The sequence below is a fragment of the Rhodococcus pyridinivorans genome, assembly GCF_900105195.1.
Taxonomy (GTDB): domain Bacteria; phylum Actinomycetota; class Actinomycetes; order Mycobacteriales; family Mycobacteriaceae; genus Rhodococcus; species Rhodococcus pyridinivorans.
This window is the reverse complement of record NZ_FNRX01000002.1, coordinates 3,400,853-3,418,835: the sequence shown is the minus strand read 5'-3', so window position 1 is coordinate 3,418,835 and position 17,983 is coordinate 3,400,853. Positions and strand designations below refer to the sequence as shown.

Below are 17,983 nucleotides of genomic sequence, written 5' to 3'. Positions count from 1 at the left end.
GCCGGTACGGACGAAAGGACCACAATGGGCGACACAGCGAGCCGCGTGCGGACACTGCTCGAGCGGTACGACACGGCAGACGCCTGCGCAGCCCGACTGCTGTGCGACGACCATCCCGCCGACGCGGTGGCGTTCACCGTCGTCGACGCGGACCTGAGCTCCACCGATCTCACCTACGGCGAGCTCCGCGAACGGTCGATCCGCTTCGCCGCGGCGCTGGCGGATCTCGGTGTCGAACCCGGCGACCACGTCGCGACGCTCATGGGCAAGTCGGCAGACCTGGTGGTCGCGGTTCTCGGTATCTGGCGTCGCGGCGCCGTGCACGTGCCGCTCTTCACCGCCTTCGCCCCGCCGGCGATCGCCTTCCGGCTCGACGCGAGCGGCACCAAGGTGGTCGTGGCCGATCGTGATCAGGCCGGCAAGCTCGCCGCCGGATCGGATCTTCCCGCCGAGGTGCCGTGGCAGGTCGTCGTGGCCGGTGAGGGAGACGCCGACGCGTCCGGGCGTGGGGCCCGCGACTTCGGCGAGCTGGTCGCCGCGCAGTCGGCCGACGACCCGCGTGGCGAGGCTGTCGCCGTCGGCGCCGAGGGGCGCCTGGTCCAGCTGTTCACCTCCGGCACGACCGGCACTCCCAAGGGTGTTCCCGTCCCGGTGAAGGCGCTGGCGTCCTTCCACGCCTACCTGGAGTTCGGCCTCGACGTGCGCAAGGACGACGTCTTCTGGAACGCGGCCGATCCGGGATGGGCGTACGGGCTCTACTACGCGCTACTAGGGCCGCTCGCGGCCGGTCGGCGCAGCCTCCTGCTGCACGCCGGTTTCTCGCCCGCGCTCACCTGGCAGATCCTCGACACCTTCGGGGTGACCAACTTCGCGGCGGCCCCGACGGTCTACCGCAGCCTCAAGGCCGACACCGCCGAGCACCCGCCGGTGCGGCTGCGTCGTGCCTCCTCGGCCGGTGAGCCGCTGACCCCGGACGTCCTCGAGTGGTCGAAGGAGACCCTCGGTGTCGTGGTGCGCGACCAGTATGGACAGACCGAACACGGCATGTTCGTCGTCGACGCGTGGGCGGACGAGCTGCGCGAGGACACCCCGGCGCGTTCGATGGGCAAGCCGCTGCCGGGCTGGAGCTGCGCGGTGCTGCGCGAGGACAGCGACGAGATCGCCGAGCCCGGTGAGGTCGGACGCGTCGCGATCGACGTGCACGCGAGCCCGCTCGTGTGGTTCACCGGCTACGTCGACGCACCCGAGAAGACCGCCGACCGGTTCAGCGAGGACGGCCGCTGGTACCTGACCGGCGACGCCGGCAAGGTCGACGAGAACGGCTTCTTCTTCTTCTCGTCCCGTGACGACGACGTGATCATCATGGCCGGTTACCGCATCGGCCCGTTCGACGTCGAGTCGGTGCTCGTGATGCACCCCGACGTGATCGAGGCCGCCGTGGTGGGTCTGCCGGACGAACTGCGGGGGGAGGTCCTCGAGGCGTTCGTGGTGCTGCGGGAGGGTGTCGAGGGCGACGACGCGGTCGAGGCGGAGCTGCAGAAGCTCGTGAAGCAGAAGTACGCCGCCCACGCCTACCCGCGCGCGGTGCACTTCGTGCCGCACCTGCCCAAGACGCCGAGCGGCAAGGTTCAGCGCTTCAAGCTGCGCCAGGCGGGCGCTGTGGGCTGAGCGGCGCACGACGGCCCGATCGGTGGATGACGGGGGAGCGGGGCGCGGCGGCTAATCTGGAAGTCATGGCTACCCGCGCTCCGCTCGTCCCCGGCACTCCGACTCCCGTCCGGGAGGTGCCCGCATCGATCGAACGGCCGGAGTACGTGTGGAAGCCCACGGCGAAGGAAGGCAACGAGCCGTGGGTGCAGACACCCGAGACGATCGAGAAGATGCGACTCGCGTCGAAGATCGCCGCACAGGCCCTCGTCGAGGCCGGTAAGGTTGTCGCGCCGGGCGTGACCACCGACGAGATCGACCGCGTCGCGCACGAGTACATGTGCGACCACGGCGCCTACCCGTCGACCCTCGGCTACCGCGGCTTCACCAAGTCGTGCTGCACCTCGCTCAACGAGGTCATCTGCCATGGCATCCCCGACTCGACCGTCGTCGAGGACGGCGACATCGTCAACATCGACGTCACCGCCTACATCGACGGCGTTCACGGCGACACCAACGCCACCTTCCTGGCCGGCGACGTCTCCGAGGACGTCCGCCTGCTCGTCGATCGCACCCGCGAGGCCACGATGCGCGGCATCAAGGCGGTCAAGCCGGGCCGGGCCCTCAACGTCATCGGCCGGGTTATCGAGTCCTACGCCAACCGCTTCGGCTACGGCGTCGTCCGCGACTTCACCGGCCATGGTATCGGCGAGACCTTCCACAACGGCCTGGTGATCCTGCACTACGACCGGCCCGACATCGACACGATCATCGAGCCCGGCATGGTGTTCACCATCGAACCGATGATCAACCTCGGTACGCCCGACTACGAGATCTGGGACGACGGCTGGACGGTCGTCACCAAGGACCGCAAGTGGACCGCGCAGTTCGAGCACACCATCGTCGTCACCGACACCGGCGCCGAGATCCTCACCCTGCCGTGACCTCCGCTCGCTGAGCGAGCACGGAGTTCGGCCCCGACCGGGAAAGGGTCGGGGGCGAACCTGTTTCGGAAGGCGGCCGGCCTGGGGTGCCGCGTTGCGGGCGACCTGCCAGGTCGCGCCCACGCACACCGCGGCCACCAGCAGGGGGAGCGCCACCAGGGTCGTCGTCGGCGACGCGTCGACGATCCACGACCACAGCGACGACCACGACCGGGTCCACGTGACGAGGGTCGCGGCGAGACCGCCGATCACGACGACGGACGCGGCGGCCGTCAGCAGACCCGTTGCGCGCCAACGGTGCTGGATTGCCCCGACGAGCATCGACAGCGCAACGATCAGGAGCATGGTGGCGAAGAATCCCAGGAACTGCACCACGGAACTGTCGGTGACGAAACGCAGGATCCCGAACATCCGCATGTCCACTCCCCAGCCCGTCGTCGATACGGCAAGAGGCGGAGCACGGACTGCGGCCATGTAGCGTTTGCCCATGGAATCGAGGACGGTGACCACGCCCGGTGGGGACGTGCAGGTTCGGATCGGCGGCCCCGAAAGTCGTTACACGGTGCTGCTCTTCCCCGACGCGGGGGAGGACGCAGGTGTGTACGACGTCGTGTGCGAGCGGCTGCACACGTCCGACCTGCGGACGATCGTGGTCGAGAAGATCGACGGACTCGCGCCCGCCGACGTGTTCGCCCTACTGGACGCCCTCGCCCTGCCCTGGGTTCATCTGGCGGGCAGCGGCGCGGGAGCCGAACTGGCCTGGGCCGTCGCCGCAGGACGCTTCGGACGCTTCGCGAGCCTGGTGGTCGCCGACCGCGGCCATCCCGCGGTCGCGGATCGTGACGGCACGGTGCGCGACGCGTCGGCGCCGCCCGCGGAGGTGCCCACCACGATCGTCGTGGGCGATGCCTCGCGTCGACCCGAAGCGGACGCATCGATGCGCTACGTGACGGGAGAGTTCCGGGTGGTCGAACTCGCCGGGGTCGCCAACGTGCCCGCCGAGGCGCCCACCGACTTCGCGTCCGCGATCGCGCTGCGCACCGGAAGCTGGTGAGACGCGTGTGGCCTGCGGCCCGGAGAGGGCAGCAGGCCACACGGCGCTGGTGAAGGTGCTCGGAGACCCCGAAGTTCAGAGACCCAGCAGGGCGTTCTCGACGAGTTCGGGCAGCGCGGGGTGGATCCAGTACTGCCCGGTCGCCATCTCCCGCGCGGGCAGACCGAACGACATGGCCTGGATGAGCGGCTGGATGACCGTCGACGCCTGGGCCCCGATGATGTGGGCGCCGAGCAGCAGACCCGTCGACCGATCGGCGATCAGCTTGCAGAAACCTTCGGTGTCCTCCATGGCCCAGCCGTAGGCGACGTTGCCGTAATCCTGGATCTTGACGGAGATGTCGAATCCCACCTCCCGGGCCTCGGCCTCGGTGAGACCGACCGACGCGATCTGCGGATCGGTGAACACCGCGGAGGGGACGTAGCGGTGGTCCGTCTGCTGCAGACCCGTGGTGTCGCCGCTCCACGCGTCGTGCAACAGGTTGTGCTGGACGACCCGCGCCTCGTGGTTGGCCACGTGCTTGAGCTGGTAGGGCGACGACACGTCGCCGAGGGCGAACACACCCGCCGCGGACGTGCGCTGGAACTCGTCGACCACGATCCGGCCCTTCGCATCGAGTTCGATGCCGGCCGCCGCGGCGTCGAGCAGGTCACCGTTGGGCTGCCGACCTGTCGCGACGAGCAGGGCGTCGCCGCTCACGACGGTGCCGTCGGCGAGTTCGACCTCCACGCCGTCGCCGACCGGACGGAACGCCCGGGCCGGATTGGCGAGGTGGACGTCCCACTTGGCCGCGGCGAGCGCCGTGAACCGCTCGGAGACGTCGGCGTCGAGGTGCCGCAGTAGACGGTCGGTCCGCGCGATCACCGACACCCGCGTGCCGAGCGCCGAGAAGACGTGGGCGAACTCCATCGCGATGAAACCCGTCCCGAGGATTACGAGGGACTCGGGCAGTTTAGGCAACCGCATGATGCCGTCGCTCGTGTGATATCTCACACCGGAATCGAGTACCTCCTGCGGGATCGCGGGCCGCGAACCGGCCGCGACGACCACCTGGTCCGCGGTGATCACCTCACCGGTTCCGGTGTCGATGCGGCGCTCGCCGACGAACCGCGCGTGACCGTCGTAGACGGTGACGTTCGCGCAGTCCTCGCGGCGGTAGCGCTCGCCGCCCGCAGCGATGGGATCGATGCGACCGAAGACCCGGTCGACGATGTCGTTCCACCGCACTCCGTCGATCGACGCGTCGACGCCGTACTTCGCCGCGGTGCGGACCGTGTGGGCGACCTCCGCGGCGTAGACGTACATCTTCGTGGGGATGCAGCCCACGTTGAGGCAGGTGCCCCCGAAGGTGCCTTCTTCGAGGAGAGCGACGCGCTTCCCGTCGTACCGCTCGTCGAGGATCGAATTCCCCGATCCTGTGCCGATGATCGCGAGGTCGTAGTGGGTCACGCGTGCTCTCCCGTGAGTCGGTGCAGTACGGAAACGGTGGCGGAGTCGTCGGAGTCGTCGGCCTCGGTTCGGGAACCGGAGGTGTCCGCCTCGTCCGCTCCGTCCAACCATTCCAGCCACAAGTCCAATTCCCGGAAGGCCTCCGCCAGGGGACCGGGTGTGGACAGGAACACGTCGTGACGGGCACCGTCGATCGGCACGATCGTCGTGCGGTTGCCGAGGCATCCCGCCCATCGGGCTATCTGGCGGACGTCGAGGACCGCGTCGACGGTGTCGACGCTCGCGTCGTACCGCGGAGCGAAGCGCGAGGCACCGGACCGCAGGATCAGCGACGGCACCCCGATGTCGAGCCCGCGGTGCAGGACGGCCTGGCCCCGCCGCACGGCACGTAACCAGCCGAAGCGGACGGGGAACCCGGTCAACGGCTTCCAGTCGAGGTCGTAGCGCCAGCCGTCGCACTGCAGGCTGCGGCCGTAGGCCTCGGTCTTCGGCAGCGGTATGAGCGCGCGCGGGCGGAGGCGGCCGACGATGTCGACGGCCGCCGTGCCGACATTGCGCAGGTAGGACGGTCCCTGCAGGTCGAACCACGGACTGTTCAGGACGAGACCCACGATGCCCGCCGCGGCAACCCCGCCGGGCCGGCGACGGAGACGGTCGAGCCACAACGGCAGGACGAGCCCGCCCGTCGAGTGGGCCGCCAGCAGCACACCGCCACCGACCTCCTCGCGCACCACGCGCAGCGCCTCGTCGAGTTCGGCGTCGTAGTGGGAGAGATCGGTGACGAAGTGAGGGGTGTGCCCGGGTGCCCGCGAACGACCGCACTTGCGAAGGTCCAGCGCGAAGAAGCGGTAACCGCGCGCCGCGAAGTGCTCGGCGAGGTGCTGCTGGAAGAAGTAATCGGTGAAGCCGTGGACGTAGAGCACCGCCCGGTCGGGGAGATCGGTAGACGGAGGCTGGTAGCGCACCAGGGTCGCCGAGATCTCGCCTTCGCCGTCGGGGTCGGTGCCCAGCGGCAGTTCGAGCTGTTCGTAGCCGTCTCCGAGGACGTCAGGACGCCAAGTAGTCACTATCACACCCTAGGTGTGTTCGCCGACCACCGCTCATGGGTACACAATGAGGTGAAATGAAACGTCGGACCACGCGCGGGTAACCTGTCGGTCGCATTCGCGCGCCGCGTTGACGGGACACCCACGCGAGACGGTACCTCCGTACTTCGGCGGCGCGTGCGAACCAGACAAGGAAGTCGATTTCCCAGTGTCAGAGAACGTAGTAGCGAAAACCGATGTAGTGCTCGTGGGCGCGGGCATCATGAGCGCAACCCTCGGTGCGTTGTTGCGTCAGGTGCAGCCCGACTGGTCGATCACCGCGTTCGAGCGCCTCGACGCCGCGGCCGCCGAGAGCAGCGACCCCTGGAACAACGCCGGTACGGGCCACTCCGCGCTGTGTGAGCTCAACTACACTCCTGAGAAGCCGGACGGTTCGGTCGACATCGCGAAGGCCGTCAACGTCAACGAGCAGTTCCAGGTCTCGCGCCAGTTCTGGGCGTACGCCGTCGACAACGGCATTCTGTCCGACCCCAAGAACTTCATCAATCCGGTTCCGCACGTCAGCTTCGTACACGGCGCCGAGAACGTGAAGTACCTGCGTGCCCGCTACGACGCCCTTGCCGGCCATCCCCTCTTCGAGGGCATGGAGTACACCGAGAGCCCCGAGGTCTTCACCGAGCGTCTGCCGCTCATGGGCAAGGGCCGCGACTTCTCCGACCCGGTTGCCCTGAATTGGACGCAGACCGGCACCGACATCGACTTCGGTGCCCTCACCAAGCAGCTCATCAACCACGTCGCGGCCTCCGGCGGCACCGTCTTCTTCGGCCACGACGTCACCGACGTGTCCAAGCAGTCCGATGGCAGCTGGATCGTGAAGGTCCGCAACCGCCGCACCGGCGAGTCGCGCAAGGTCCAGGCGAAGTTCGTCTTCGTCGGCGCCGGCGGCGGCGCGCTGCACCTGCTGCAGAAGTCGGGCATCAAGGAGATCAAGGGCTTCGGTGGCTTCCCCGTCTCCGGTGCCTTCCTGCGCTGCACCAATCCCGAGGTCATCGCGCAGCACAGCGCCAAGGTCTACGGCAAGGCCGCGGTCGGTGCCCCTCCGATGTCGGTGCCGCACCTCGACACCCGCGTCATCGGCGGCAAGCAGGGTCTGCTCTTCGGTCCCTACGCCGGCTGGTCGCCCAAGTTCCTCAAACAGGGCGGCATCATGGACCTGCCCAAGTCCGTCAAGCCCGGCAACCTGATGTCGATGCTCGGCGTCGGCGTCACTGAGCTCGGCCTGGTCAAGTACCTCGTCGGTGAGCTCATGCAGTCGCCCGCCGACCGCATCGGCACCCTCGCCGAGTTCGTGCCCGAGGCGCGCCTCGAGGACTGGGAGCTCATCGTCGCCGGCCAGCGTGTGCAGGTCATCCGCCGCAAGGGTGCGGGCGGTGTCCTCGAGTTCGGTACCGCCGTGGTCAACGCGGGTGACGGTTCGATCGCCGGTCTGCTCGGTGCGTCGCCGGGTGCCTCGACGGCCGTTCCGGCCATGCTCGACGTCCTCGAGCGCTGCTTCCCGCAGCAGTGGGCGGGCTGGCAGTCCAAGCTCCGCGAAATGGTCCCGTCGCTCGGTCTGAAGCTGTCCGACAACCCCGACCTGTTCCGCCAGGTATGGGACCACAGCACGAAGTCGCTGCAGCTCGACGTCGTCTCCGACACCGTGGCCGAGGCACCCGCAGAGGCCGCCGCGGTCTGATCCGATCACTGCACCTGTGGCCCGGGGCGATGCCCGGGCCACAGGTGTCCCGAAGGTGGGTCCGATCGGATTCGCCCCGACACGAGAGATGGGGAGATGCCCGTGTCCGCTGCCGCTGAGGACGAGACCAGTTACCTGGTCGGACTCGATCTCCGTGGACGCCGCGTCGTGATCGTCGGAGGAGGCAGCGTCGCGCAGCGGCGTCTCGGTCTGCTCGTCGCGTCCGGTGCCGACGTCCACGTGGTCGCCCGGGCCGCGACCCCCGTGGTCGAGAGCATGGCGACGAAGGGCCGCATCTCCCTCGACCTGCGCGACTACCGCGACGGCGACCTCGACGGCGCGTGGTACGCCATGGCCTGCACCGACGAACCCGAGACCAACGCAGCGGTCGTCGCCGAAGCCGAACGCAACAGGATCTTCTGCGTCCGCGCGGACAACGCCCGTCACGGCAGTGCCGTCACCCCCGCCACGGCCCGCTACGAGGGTCTGACCGTCGGCGTCCTCGCCGGTGGCGACCACCGCCGGTCCGCCGCCGTGCGCACCTCGATCCGTGACGCCCTCGCCGGAGCGGCCGTCGCCGAGTTCGCCGAGACCGCGCCGAAGCCGGTCGGCGTCGCCCTCGTGGGCGGAGGGCCGGGCGATCCCGACCTGATCACCGTGCGCGGTCGACGCCTCCTCACCCGCGCCGACGTGGTCGTCGCCGACCATCTCGCCCCGCAGGAACTGCTCGCGGAACTCGACTCGCACGTCGAGGTGATCGACGCGGCGAAGCTCCCGTACGGACGGGCCATGGCTCAGCAGGTCATCAACGAGACCCTCATCGACCGCGCAAAGGCCGGCAAGTTCGTCGTCCGACTCAAGGGCGGCGACCCGTACGTCTTCGGTCGCGGTTACGAGGAGCTCGAGGCCTGCACCGCGGCCGGCATCCCGGTGACCGTCGTCCCCGGCATCACCAGCGCGATCTCCGTGCCGTCCGCGGCCGGGATCCCCGTCACCCACCGTGGGGTCACCCACGAATTCGTCGTGGCCAGCGGCCACGTCGCGCCCGGACATCCCGACTCGCTCACCGACTGGGACGCGCTCGCCAAGCTGCGCGGCACCCTGGTCCTGCTCATGGCCGTCGAACGCATCGAGCAGTTCGCCGACGCCCTGATCGCCGGCGGACGTCCCACCGACACCCCCGTGGTCGTCGTGCAGGAGGGCACGCTGAGCAGCCAACGTGTGGTGCGTGCCGATCTGTCGACCGTCGCTCAGCGTGTCCGGGACGAGGCCGTGCGCCCGCCCGCGATCGTCGTGATCGGGCCGGTGGCCGGATTCGGACTCGATCCGCGGACCGGCTCCGACTCGGACGGTGGGTAACGTTGGATCACGTGTCAGCCACTTCGCATCCGTCGGCCACCCGCGCGGTCGCTCTGGCCATGCTGGTCCTCAGCGGCCTCCAGTTGATGGTCGTGCTCGACGGAACGGTCGCGAACCTCGCGCTCGCGCCGCTGCAGAGTGATCTGGGACTGTCGGATGCGGGTCGCAACTGGGTCCTCACCTCCTACGCCCTCGCCTTCGGCGGGTTGATGCTCCTCGGCGGCCGTCTCGGCGACAGCTACGGACGTAAACGCACGTTCATGGGCGGAGTCGGCCTGTTCACCCTGGCGTCCCTGCTGTGCGGTCTGGCGACCGGCGAGGCGATGCTCATCGGCGCCCGCGCCCTGCAGGGCGTCGGCGCCGCGGTCGCGTCCCCGACCGCCCTCGCGCTCGTCGCGACGACCTTCGCCGCAGGTCCGGCACGCAACCGCGCCATCGCGGTCTTCGCGGCCATGACCGGTGTCGGGTCCATCGCCGGACTGATCCTCGGGGGTGCGCTCACCCAGCTTTCGTGGCGCTGGATCTTCCTCATCAACGTCCCTATCGGCGTCCTCATCGTCGTGCTCGCCGCGATCGCGCTGCGTGAGACCGCCTCCGAACGCCTCGCGCTCGACGTGCCGGGCGCGATCCTCGCGACACTCGGATGCACCGGCCTGGTCTTCGGTCTCACGGAGGGTCCCGAAATCGGTTGGTCGAGCCCCTCGGTCATCGGCGCGATCGTCGCCGGCTTCGTGCTGCTCGGAGTGTTCCTGCTCGTCGAGCGGCGGGCGGAGAACCCGCTGCTGCCGTTCGTGCTGTTCCGCAACAAGGACCGCGTCGCGACCTTCGTGGCGATCTTCTTCGCGGGCGCCGTGATGTTCAGCCTCGCGGCCTTCGTCGCCCTGTTCGTGCAGGACGTCCTCGGCTACAGCCCGCTCGCCGCGGGTCTGGCCTTCGTGCCGTTCGCCTTCGGTCTCGGCGGTGCCGCCGCGGTGTCGTCGAAGCTGGTCGCGCGGATCGAACCGCGCTGGCTCGTGGTCACCGGCTCGGCGATCATGACTGTCAGCCTGCTCTACGGCTCGACCATGGACGGCAGCGTCCGCTACTTCCCGACCCTGTTCGTGCTGGTGCTCGTTGTCGGCTTCGGGGTCGGCCTGGCCGTGGTCCCGCTGCCGCTGTGCGCGATATCCGGGGTGGGACCGCACGAGATCGGACCGCTCTCGGCGATCGCGCAGGTCGCCCAGACTCTCGGAGGTCCGGTCGGCCTCGGGGTGATCGGTGCGATGGCCACCTCGCGGACGATGTCGCTCGGTGGTGTCTCCGGAGCCGTCGCCGACATGACCGACGCCCAGCTCGTCGCCCAGGGCGAGGGATACATGTTCGCGCTCGTCGGCTGCGCGGTCTGCGCGGTGATCGCCGGTGTCGCCGCGCTGTTCATCCGCTTCACTCCCGAAGAGGTCGCGCAGGCGCAGGAGGCCGAGAAGGCCGCGCAGACCTCCTGACCGTCGGACCGTCACCGTGGCGGACGAGCGACCGCTGCGGCGGATGAGTTTGCTCACGCCTGCCACGCACGACCCCCGGGTACCCGACACTCATGCAGGTCGGTGTTCTCGAACGGGGCAGATTCGTCGGATCGTGGATGGTCCGCGCGGTGCGCGAGGCCGGACACGAGCGGTACGTTGCCCTCCAGGCGTTCCGGTCCACGCTCGCCGCGGTCGTCGCGTGGCTCGTCGTGACCGAGGTCTTCCACTTCCAGCAGGCCTTCCTCGCGCCCTACGTCGCGGTCTTCCTCGTCGAGGCGACACTCGTGCGCTCGCTCCAGCAGGCGGTGGTGCAGGTCGGGGCGGTGGTTGCGGGTCTGCTGGTCGCGGTCGTGGTGACGCGGCTCGTGGAGTCGACGACCGCTGCGATCGGCATCGCCGTGGCGATCGGCTACTTCGCGGGTCGCTGGCGACGGTTCGGGGCCAGTGGCATCTGGGTGGCGATCACCGCGCTGCTGGTGATCGCGACGGGCGCCTCGGACAGCCCGATCCTGCTCGGTGAACGACTCGCGGAGACGGCGATCGGCGCGGCGATCGGCGTGGCCGTGACGGCGCTGGTCTTCCCGCCGGTGTACTCGGCGGGCAAGGAGGCCCGCGAACTCACCGGTGAGCTGCGCGACCTGCTGCGGGACATGGCGTCCGGATGCCGTGAGGGATCGTCGGGGGTGCGGGACTGGGTGCAGCGCGCGCGGGGCATCGACAGCCTCGTGCAGCGCGCCTTCGAGGAATCACGGTGGGCGCACGAGAGTGCCCGGATGAACCCACGCCCCGCCGCTGCACGGGCCGGGGAATGGGCACGTCGCTGGGACCGGACCCTCGACGATCTCTCGTCGGTGTCCAGCGCTGTCGAGGAACTCGCGCACGCTCTGGACCCCGTACTCGGCGACGACGTCGCCGAAGCCGACCGTCGCCGCCTGCGGACGGGGATCGCAGCGATGCTCGACGCCCTCGCCGAGATGGTCGATGCCGTGGGGGCGGGCCGGGAGGTCGACCCCGACGGGACGTGCCGCAGCAATCTCACCGACCTCGAACGGTTCGCCACCGAATCGGACGACCTGGTCCTGACCGCACGACTCGGCGCCGTCCTGCACACGGCTCGCCGGATCGTCGCGGCGATGGGACTCGAGGTCAGGTGAGCACGACCAACTCGGTCGGCGACTCCACCTCGACCCTCAGTCCCGCCTTCGTCGCGACGCGGGCGAGCGCTCCGATATCGCTCGGCTCCGCGCGGGTGAGGACCAGCGCGCGGGCCAGCAGGCCCTTGTGGTGCTTGTTGAAGTGGCTGACGACCTTGCGGGTGCCGTCGGGCTGCTCGGTGAGCACGGTTGCGGTCACCGCACCCAGCACGGGACCGAGCTGCTGGTAGACCCCGGAGCGGAGATCGACCACGAGGTCGCCGCCGGCTTCGGCCACCAGCGCGTCGGTGAGCTCGTTCCGCCACACGGACTTCACGTTGCCGAAGCCGGGCAGTTTCGACCCTCCGGAGAGGCGGTAGGCGGGGATCGGATCCGCAGCCCGGACCGCGCCGAACAGCGCCGACCCGATGCCCAGGCGTCGATAGGCCTTGTCGCGCTGCGCCTTCGTGAAGGCTCCCGCGTCGAGCGCGTCGTACAGCACGCCGGTGTACCGCTCCAGCGCCGGGCGGGTGGGGGAGACCCACAACTTCGCGTTGCGTTCGATCTCGTCGGCGCCCTTCGTACCCAGCCCGAGTGCGCGGCTCGACTCCTCGGGGTCGGCGGAGAGGTCGACGAGGGCCTGCACGAGCATCTCCCGCGTCTCCGTCAACTGCGGCATCGACAGGTCGGCGAGATCGAGCGGTCCGCCGTCGCCGCCGTCGGACTTGGTTTCGGAAGGGGGGAGAAGCACCAGCACAACCGGTAACCGTACCGACGTCGCGGAAGGTGGCCACGGTAGGCTGCACGGTCGTGATCACCCGCATGTCGCACCTGTTCCTCCGCACCCTCCGAGACGACCCGGCCGACGCCGAGGTCGCGAGCCACAAGCTGCTGGTCCGAGCCGGATACGTGCGACGAATCGCGCCAGGTGTGTACTCGTGGCTGCCTCTGGGGCTGCGGGTGCTGCGGCAGATCGAGCGGGTGGTGCGCGAGGAGATGAACTCCATCGGAGCGCAGGAGATCGCTCTGCCCGCGCTGCTGCCGCGCGAACCCTACGAGGCCACCAACCGGTGGACGGAATACGGCGACAGCCTGTTCCGGCTGAAGGACCGCAAGGGCGGCGACTACCTCCTCGGACCCACCCACGAGGAGCTCTTCGCGCTCACCGTCAAGGGCGAGTACAACTCCTACAAGGACTTCCCGGTCACGCTCTACCAGATCCAGACGAAGTACCGCGACGAGGAGCGCCCCCGCGCCGGCATCCTCCGCGGTCGCGAGTTCGTCATGAAGGACTCCTACAGCTTCGACCTCACCGACGAGGGCCTGGCCGACTCGTACAAGGCTCACCGCGACGCCTACGAGCGCATCTTCGCGCGTCTCGGCGTGAAGTACGTGATCGTCTCGGCCACCTCCGGTGCGATGGGTGGCAGCGCCTCCGAGGAGTTCCTGGCCGACTCGCCTGCGGGTGAGGACACCTACGTGCGGTGCCTCGAATCCGGTTACGCGGCGAACGTCGAAGCGGTGAAGACGCTCGCGCCGGAACCGCTGCCGATCGACGGACAGCCCGAGGCGGTCGTGCGCGATACCCCCGACACCCCGACGATCGCCTCGCTCGTCGCCGCCGCGTCGGAGGTCCTCGGCCGGGAGGTCACCGCGGCCGAGACGCTCAAGAACGTCATGGTCAAGGTCCGGCAGCCCGGTGGCGAGTGGGAGCTGCTCGGCATCGGCATCCCCGGCGACCGCGAGGTCGACGACAAGCGCCTCGAGGCCTCGCTCGAACCCGCCGAGGTCGAGTTGCTCACCGACGCCGACTTCGAGGCCAATCCCTTCCTCGTCAAGGGCTACATCGGCCCGAAGGCGCTGCTCGCCAACGGGGTCCGCTACCTCGTCGACCCCCGCGTGGTCGACGGCACCAGCTGGATCACCGGCGCCGACGAGCAGGGCAAGCACGTCTTCGGGCTGGTCGCAGGTCGCGACTTCACCCCGGACGGCACGATCGAGGCCGCCGAGGTGCGCGACGGCGATCCGTCGCCTGACGGAGCCGGCCCGCTCCTCTCCGCCCGCGGCATCGAGATCGGCCACGTCTTCCAGCTCGGCCGCAAGTACACCGATGCTTTCGCGGTGGACGTCCTCGGCGAGAACGGCAAGCCCGTCCGCCCCACGATGGGCTCCTACGGCGTCGGCGTGTCACGCCTCGTCGCGGTGGTCGCCGAACAGCAGCACGACGAGAAGGGCCTGCGCTGGCCGTCGGAGATCGCACCGTTCGATGTGCACCTGGTCATCGCCAACAAGGACGAGCAGGCCCGCGAAGGCGCCGAGAACCTCGCTGAGGAACTTTCGAACGCCGGCCTCGAGGTGCTCCTCGACGACCGCAAGGCGTCGCCCGGCGTGAAGTTCAAGGACTCGGAGCTGCTCGGCATGCCGCTCGTCGTCGTGGTCGGCCGCGGCTTCGCCGACGGCAAGGTCGAGGTCCGCGACCGTTTCTCCGGCGAGGCCGACGAACTGCCGATCGGTGAGGTCGTCCAGCGCATCGTCAACCGCTGACGCTCTTATTCGCCGATACAGGCGGAACCCGGTGTCCCTGCGACCTGCCGTCGCGGGGGCACCGGCGTATGTGGCAGAAGTCGCCGTGGTGCGCTGCGCGCCGAACCACAATGAGGTACATGGCCGACAACTGGAGTGCGACCGACAACTACCTCACCGACGTGCTGATCGGCGACGATCCTGCGCTGAGCTCAGCGCTCGAGGCGAACGCCGCAGCGGAACTGCCGCCCATCGACGTGTCCGCGCCGCAGGGCAAGTTCCTGCACCTGCTCGCACGGATCCGGGGTGCCCGCCGGGTCCTGGAGATCGGCACCCTCGGCGGATACTCGACCATCTGGCTCGCCCGGGCCGTCGGGGAGTCCGGCCGGGTGGTCACCCTCGAATACGAGCGCAAGCACGCCGAGGTGGCCCGCGCCAATCTCGACCGCGCCGGCGTCGGTGACCGTGTGGACATCCGAGTCGGCCCCGCCCTGGACTCGCTGCCGGGCCTGGTCGACGAGGATCCCTTCGACCTGGTGTTCATCGACGCCGACAAGGAGAACAACAGCAACTACGTGCGCGCGGCGCTCGGGCTGTCGCGACCCGGCACCGTCATCGTCGTCGACAACGTGGTGCGGGCAGGGGCCATCGTCGATCAGGGCAGCGACGACGAACGGGTCCGCGCGTCGCGGGACGTGCTCGAACTGCTCGCCCGCGAACCGCGCCTCGACGCGACGGCGTTGCAGACCGTCGGATCGAAGGGCTGGGACGGCTTCGCGCTGGCGGTCGTGACCGGGTGACCCGTGCTTCGGAGTCGACCGGATCGAGGCCGACCGGATCAGGGTTGACCGGGGAAGGCCACCGACGGCACGACTCCGCGGCTCTGCCGCCACCGCGCCGCCCGCAGGGCCGCCTCGGTGAGTGCGTCCACGGCCGTGGCCCGGGTGGCCTCGCTGCGTGCCCGTTCGACGACGGACCGCCACGCGACCGCGGTGTCGCTCTCTATCTGTTCGGCGAGCTGCGCGGCGGACGCGGCGTCGATCACCGGGAACGGCACGGTGTAACCGGGTGCCGCGACCGGCGGCTCGACGCTCGCGGCGCGCAACGCCTCGATCGTTGCATCACGGCGTGCGCGGTGCGCTGCGGTGTCCTCCGCCACGGCGTTCGCGCGGGCGGGATCCGCGAAGGCCGCGACCACACCGTATCCGAAGACCGCCGCGTGTTCGGCCTCGAGGGCGTCGACGAGGGCCTGCTGTTCGGAACCGAGTTCGGGTGAGCTCACGGCAACATCACCGCCGTCTGCACGGCGCAGGACGCGCTGATCGAGGCGAGCAGACCCGCGCGGTAACCCGAGAGCGTGCGTGCGAGGTCGGCGGCTTCGCGCTGCGACCGGTTCAACCGCTCACGGAGCGCCTCGACGGTCGGCAGCTCACCGGTGGGAGTGGTCACGGTGGTCGACGGGGGAGTGAAACTCGTGGTGGCGCCCTCCATCCGGGCGATCTCGGCCTCGAGCGCGTCGGCGTGGGAGGTCCGCTCGGCCGCGATCGTGGTGAGCGGCGCGGACAGCTCCGGCGCCCGCGCGACCAGCGCGGTCGCGATCGCGGCGTCGGTGCGGGCGCGGGTCGCCTGACCCGCCAGCGGATCCGGTTCGGCGGCATCCTCGTCGGAGGCGCCGCACGCGGTGATCGTCGTGATTCCGAATCCACCGACGGCGACCGACGACCATCGCAGGAGGGTTCGTCGGGAGACGGTGGGACGGTCGAGTGGCATCGGCACCGGACCATCCTGCCAGTCGCGTCGTCCGACGAAGGACGCCGCCCTGGTCACAGCAGCAGGAGACGCGGGTTAGGCTTGATGTCTGCCGGTACGCATCCGTTCCGGCCCGCTGTCCGCTGCGACCACAACTGAACGAGGAGCCCGCCCGCCATGCCTGTGCCGCCCCCGGAGAGGATCGTCGAGCTCGTCTCCGATCTGCTCGCCAGAGAGGGATACGACCTCGAGGACGTGGTGGTCACGGCCGCCGGAAAGCACAGTACGGTGCGCCTCCTCGTCGACAGCGACGCAGGTCTCGGTCTCGACGAGGCGGCCCGCCTGAGCAGGATCGTCTCCGAGGCATTCGACGGAGTCTCGGACTTCGGCGAGTCGCCCTACGTCCTGGAGGTCACCAGCCCCGGGATCGGCCGGCCCCTGACCGAGCCCCGCCACTGGCGGCGCGCTCAGGGTCGCAAGACGAAGGTGGAACTGGCCGACGAGACCCTCGTCGCACGCATCGGCGAGCTCGTCGGCGACGAGATCAGGCTCGTCCTGCCCGATCGGTCCGGGCCGGTCGTGCGTTCGGTCCCGCTCTCGGCGGTGCGCAGAGCGGTGGTGGAGGTGGAGTTCTCCCCGCCGCCACCGAGGGAACTCGAGCTCGCGGGCGGGGTTCCGGACGGCCGGGTCGCGGCCGGGGAGCTGGCCGAAGGGCCCGAGGACGACACGGGCAGCGACGACCACGACGAGACGAACGAAACGAAGGTGGACAAGTGAATATCGAGATCGCCGCCCTGCGCATGCTCGAGGCGGAGAAGAACATCCCGTTCGACGAGCTGATCGCGACGCTCGAGACGGCCCTGCTCACGGCGTACAGGCACGTCGACGGACACCAGCCGCACGCGCGGGTCGTGGTCGACACGAAGACCGGCGCCATCCAGGTCCTCGCCGAGGAGCGCGACGCCGACGGCAACCTGATCGCCGAGTGGGACGACACTCCCGAGGACTTCGGCCGGATCGCGGCGACCACCGCGCGTCAGGTCATCATGCAGCGCATCCGCGACGCCGAGCACGAACAGCGCTTCGGTGAGTTCGCGACCCACGAGGGTGAGATCGTCAGCGGCGTCGTGCAGCGCGACTCGCGTGCCAACGCCCGCGGCATGGTCGTCGTGAAGATCGGCGGCGAGACGAACAACGCCGAGGGACTGATCCCGCCGGCCGAGCAGGTGCCGGGGGAGTCCTACGAGCACGGCGACCGCATCAAGTGCTACGTCGTGGGCGTCTCCCGCGGACAGCGCGGCCCGCAGATCACCCTGTCGCGGACGCATCCCAATCTGGTGCGCAAGTTGTTCGCCCTCGAGGTCCCGGAGATCGCCGACGAGTCGGTGGAGATCGTCGCCGTCGCCCGCGAGGCCGGGCACCGCTCGAAGATCGCCGTGCACTCGACCGTCCCCGGCCTCAACGCCAAGGGTGCGTGCATCGGCCCGATGGGGCAGCGGGTGCGCAACGTGATGCGCGAACTCGGCGAGGAGAAGATCGACATCATCGACTACGACGAGGACCCCGCGAAGTTCGTGGGCAACGCACTGTCGCCGTCGAAGGTGGTGTCGGTCACGGTCGTCGACCCCGACGCGCGCGCCGCCCGGGTGGTCGTTCCCGACTTCCAGTTGTCCCTCGCGATCGGCAAGGAAGGGCAGAACGCCCGGCTCGCGGCCCGGCTGACCGGCTGGCGGATCGACATCCGCAGCGACGCGGCACCGGCCGGGAACGACGATTCGCGCGGCGGCTCGACAGGCGCGTAGGAGTGGGATGCGGGATTCCGGGCAAATCAGCGGTACAGTG

16 protein-coding genes are annotated in these 17,983 nt (G+C 69.6%); 11 read left to right on the top strand and 5 right to left on the bottom strand.

The features are described from left to right. Positions 1-24 precede the first annotated feature (24 nt). The 3 genes from BLV31_RS16185 to BLV31_RS16170 all read left to right on the top strand — a co-directional run bounded on the left by BLV31_RS16185 (position 25) and on the right by BLV31_RS16170 (position 3,645). Entirely contained in the window at positions 25-1,668 is a 1,644-nt protein-coding gene (locus tag BLV31_RS16185) for an AMP-binding protein (RefSeq protein ID WP_019289131.1), read from the top strand. Positions 1,669-1,733: 65 nt separating this feature from the next. After that, complete coding sequence (map, locus tag BLV31_RS16180) at positions 1,734-2,591, top strand: type I methionyl aminopeptidase (RefSeq protein WP_006554247.1); 858 nt, start codon at positions 1,734-1,736, stop codon at positions 2,589-2,591. A 487-nt stretch (positions 2,592-3,078) separates the two neighbouring features. Then, positions 3,079-3,645 carry an alpha/beta fold hydrolase gene (locus BLV31_RS16170; RefSeq protein WP_024100650.1) on the top strand — a complete coding sequence of 189 codons (567 nt, stop codon included), beginning with the start codon at positions 3,079-3,081 and terminating at the stop codon, positions 3,643-3,645. 75 nt (positions 3,646-3,720) lie between these two features. Here BLV31_RS16170 and mtr read toward each other — a convergent pair whose 3' ends face one another. Beyond that, complete coding sequence (gene mtr, locus BLV31_RS16165; protein ID WP_064061051.1) at positions 3,721-5,094, bottom strand: mycothione reductase; 1,374 nt, start codon at positions 5,092-5,094, stop codon at positions 3,721-3,723. Beyond that, a complete protein-coding gene (locus tag BLV31_RS16160; RefSeq protein ID WP_064061050.1) occupies positions 5,091-6,161 on the bottom strand; it encodes an alpha/beta hydrolase in 1,071 nt (356 codons plus the stop codon). The genes mtr and BLV31_RS16160 overlap by 4 nt, the downstream gene beginning before the upstream one ends. Positions 6,162-6,348: 187 nt before the next feature. Between BLV31_RS16160 and mqo the strand changes: the two genes are divergently transcribed. From mqo to BLV31_RS16140, 4 genes are all read left to right on the top strand, one after another. After that, positions 6,349-7,875 (top strand): malate dehydrogenase (quinone), encoded by a 1,527-nt coding sequence (gene mqo / locus BLV31_RS16155; RefSeq protein WP_024100652.1) that lies wholly within the window; start codon positions 6,349-6,351, stop codon positions 7,873-7,875. A 96-nt stretch (positions 7,876-7,971) separates the two neighbouring features. Next, positions 7,972-9,234: a uroporphyrinogen-III C-methyltransferase gene (gene cobA / locus BLV31_RS16150; RefSeq protein ID WP_006554239.1), complete on the top strand. Its 1,263-nt coding sequence runs from the start codon at positions 7,972-7,974 to the stop codon at positions 9,232-9,234. Positions 9,235-9,293: 59 nt separating this feature from the next. Beyond that, on the top strand, positions 9,294-10,715 hold the full coding sequence (locus tag BLV31_RS16145) for an MFS transporter (protein ID WP_248846254.1): 1,422 nt from the start codon (positions 9,294-9,296) through the stop codon (positions 10,713-10,715). Positions 10,716-10,807: 92 nt separating this feature from the next. Next, positions 10,808-11,890: an FUSC family protein gene (locus tag BLV31_RS16140; RefSeq protein ID WP_072740501.1), complete on the top strand. Its 1,083-nt coding sequence runs from the start codon at positions 10,808-10,810 to the stop codon at positions 11,888-11,890. On the opposite strand, the gene yaaA is transcribed toward BLV31_RS16140, so the two are convergent. Further along, complete coding sequence (yaaA, locus tag BLV31_RS16135) at positions 11,883-12,626, bottom strand: peroxide stress protein YaaA (protein WP_072740500.1); 744 nt, start codon at positions 12,624-12,626, stop codon at positions 11,883-11,885. The two genes, BLV31_RS16140 and yaaA, sit on opposite strands and share 8 nt — an antisense overlap. A gap of 53 nt (positions 12,627-12,679) precedes the next feature. On the opposite strand from yaaA, the gene BLV31_RS16130 reads away from it, so the two are divergent. Next, positions 12,680-14,413, top strand: a complete 1,734-nt coding sequence (locus BLV31_RS16130; protein ID WP_064062028.1) for a proline--tRNA ligase — start codon at positions 12,680-12,682, stop codon at positions 14,411-14,413. Positions 14,414-14,532: 119 nt separating this feature from the next. Further along, positions 14,533-15,192, top strand: a complete 660-nt coding sequence (locus tag BLV31_RS16125) for an O-methyltransferase (protein WP_033096518.1) — start codon at positions 14,533-14,535, stop codon at positions 15,190-15,192. 38 nt (positions 15,193-15,230) lie between these two features. Here the strand turns inward: BLV31_RS16125 and BLV31_RS16120 are convergent, their stop codons facing one another. Both BLV31_RS16120 and BLV31_RS16115 read right to left on the bottom strand, forming a co-directional pair. Beyond that, positions 15,231-15,674: a ferritin-like domain-containing protein gene (locus tag BLV31_RS16120; protein ID WP_006554231.1), complete on the bottom strand. Its 444-nt coding sequence runs from the start codon at positions 15,672-15,674 to the stop codon at positions 15,231-15,233. Continuing rightward, on the bottom strand, positions 15,671-16,168 hold the full coding sequence (locus tag BLV31_RS16115; protein WP_006554230.1) for a hypothetical protein: 498 nt from the start codon (positions 16,166-16,168) through the stop codon (positions 15,671-15,673). Before BLV31_RS16115 ends, BLV31_RS16120 begins: the two co-directional genes overlap by 4 nt. 150 nt (positions 16,169-16,318) lie before the next feature. On the opposite strand from BLV31_RS16115, the gene rimP reads away from it, so the two are divergent. Next, complete coding sequence (gene rimP, locus BLV31_RS16110) at positions 16,319-16,918, top strand: ribosome maturation factor RimP (RefSeq protein ID WP_019289143.1); 600 nt, start codon at positions 16,319-16,321, stop codon at positions 16,916-16,918. After that, a complete protein-coding gene (gene nusA, locus BLV31_RS16105) occupies positions 16,915-17,943 on the top strand; it encodes a transcription termination factor NusA (protein ID WP_006554228.1) in 1,029 nt (342 codons plus the stop codon). Before rimP ends, nusA begins: the two co-directional genes overlap by 4 nt. The last annotated feature ends 40 nt before the right edge of the window (positions 17,944-17,983 follow it).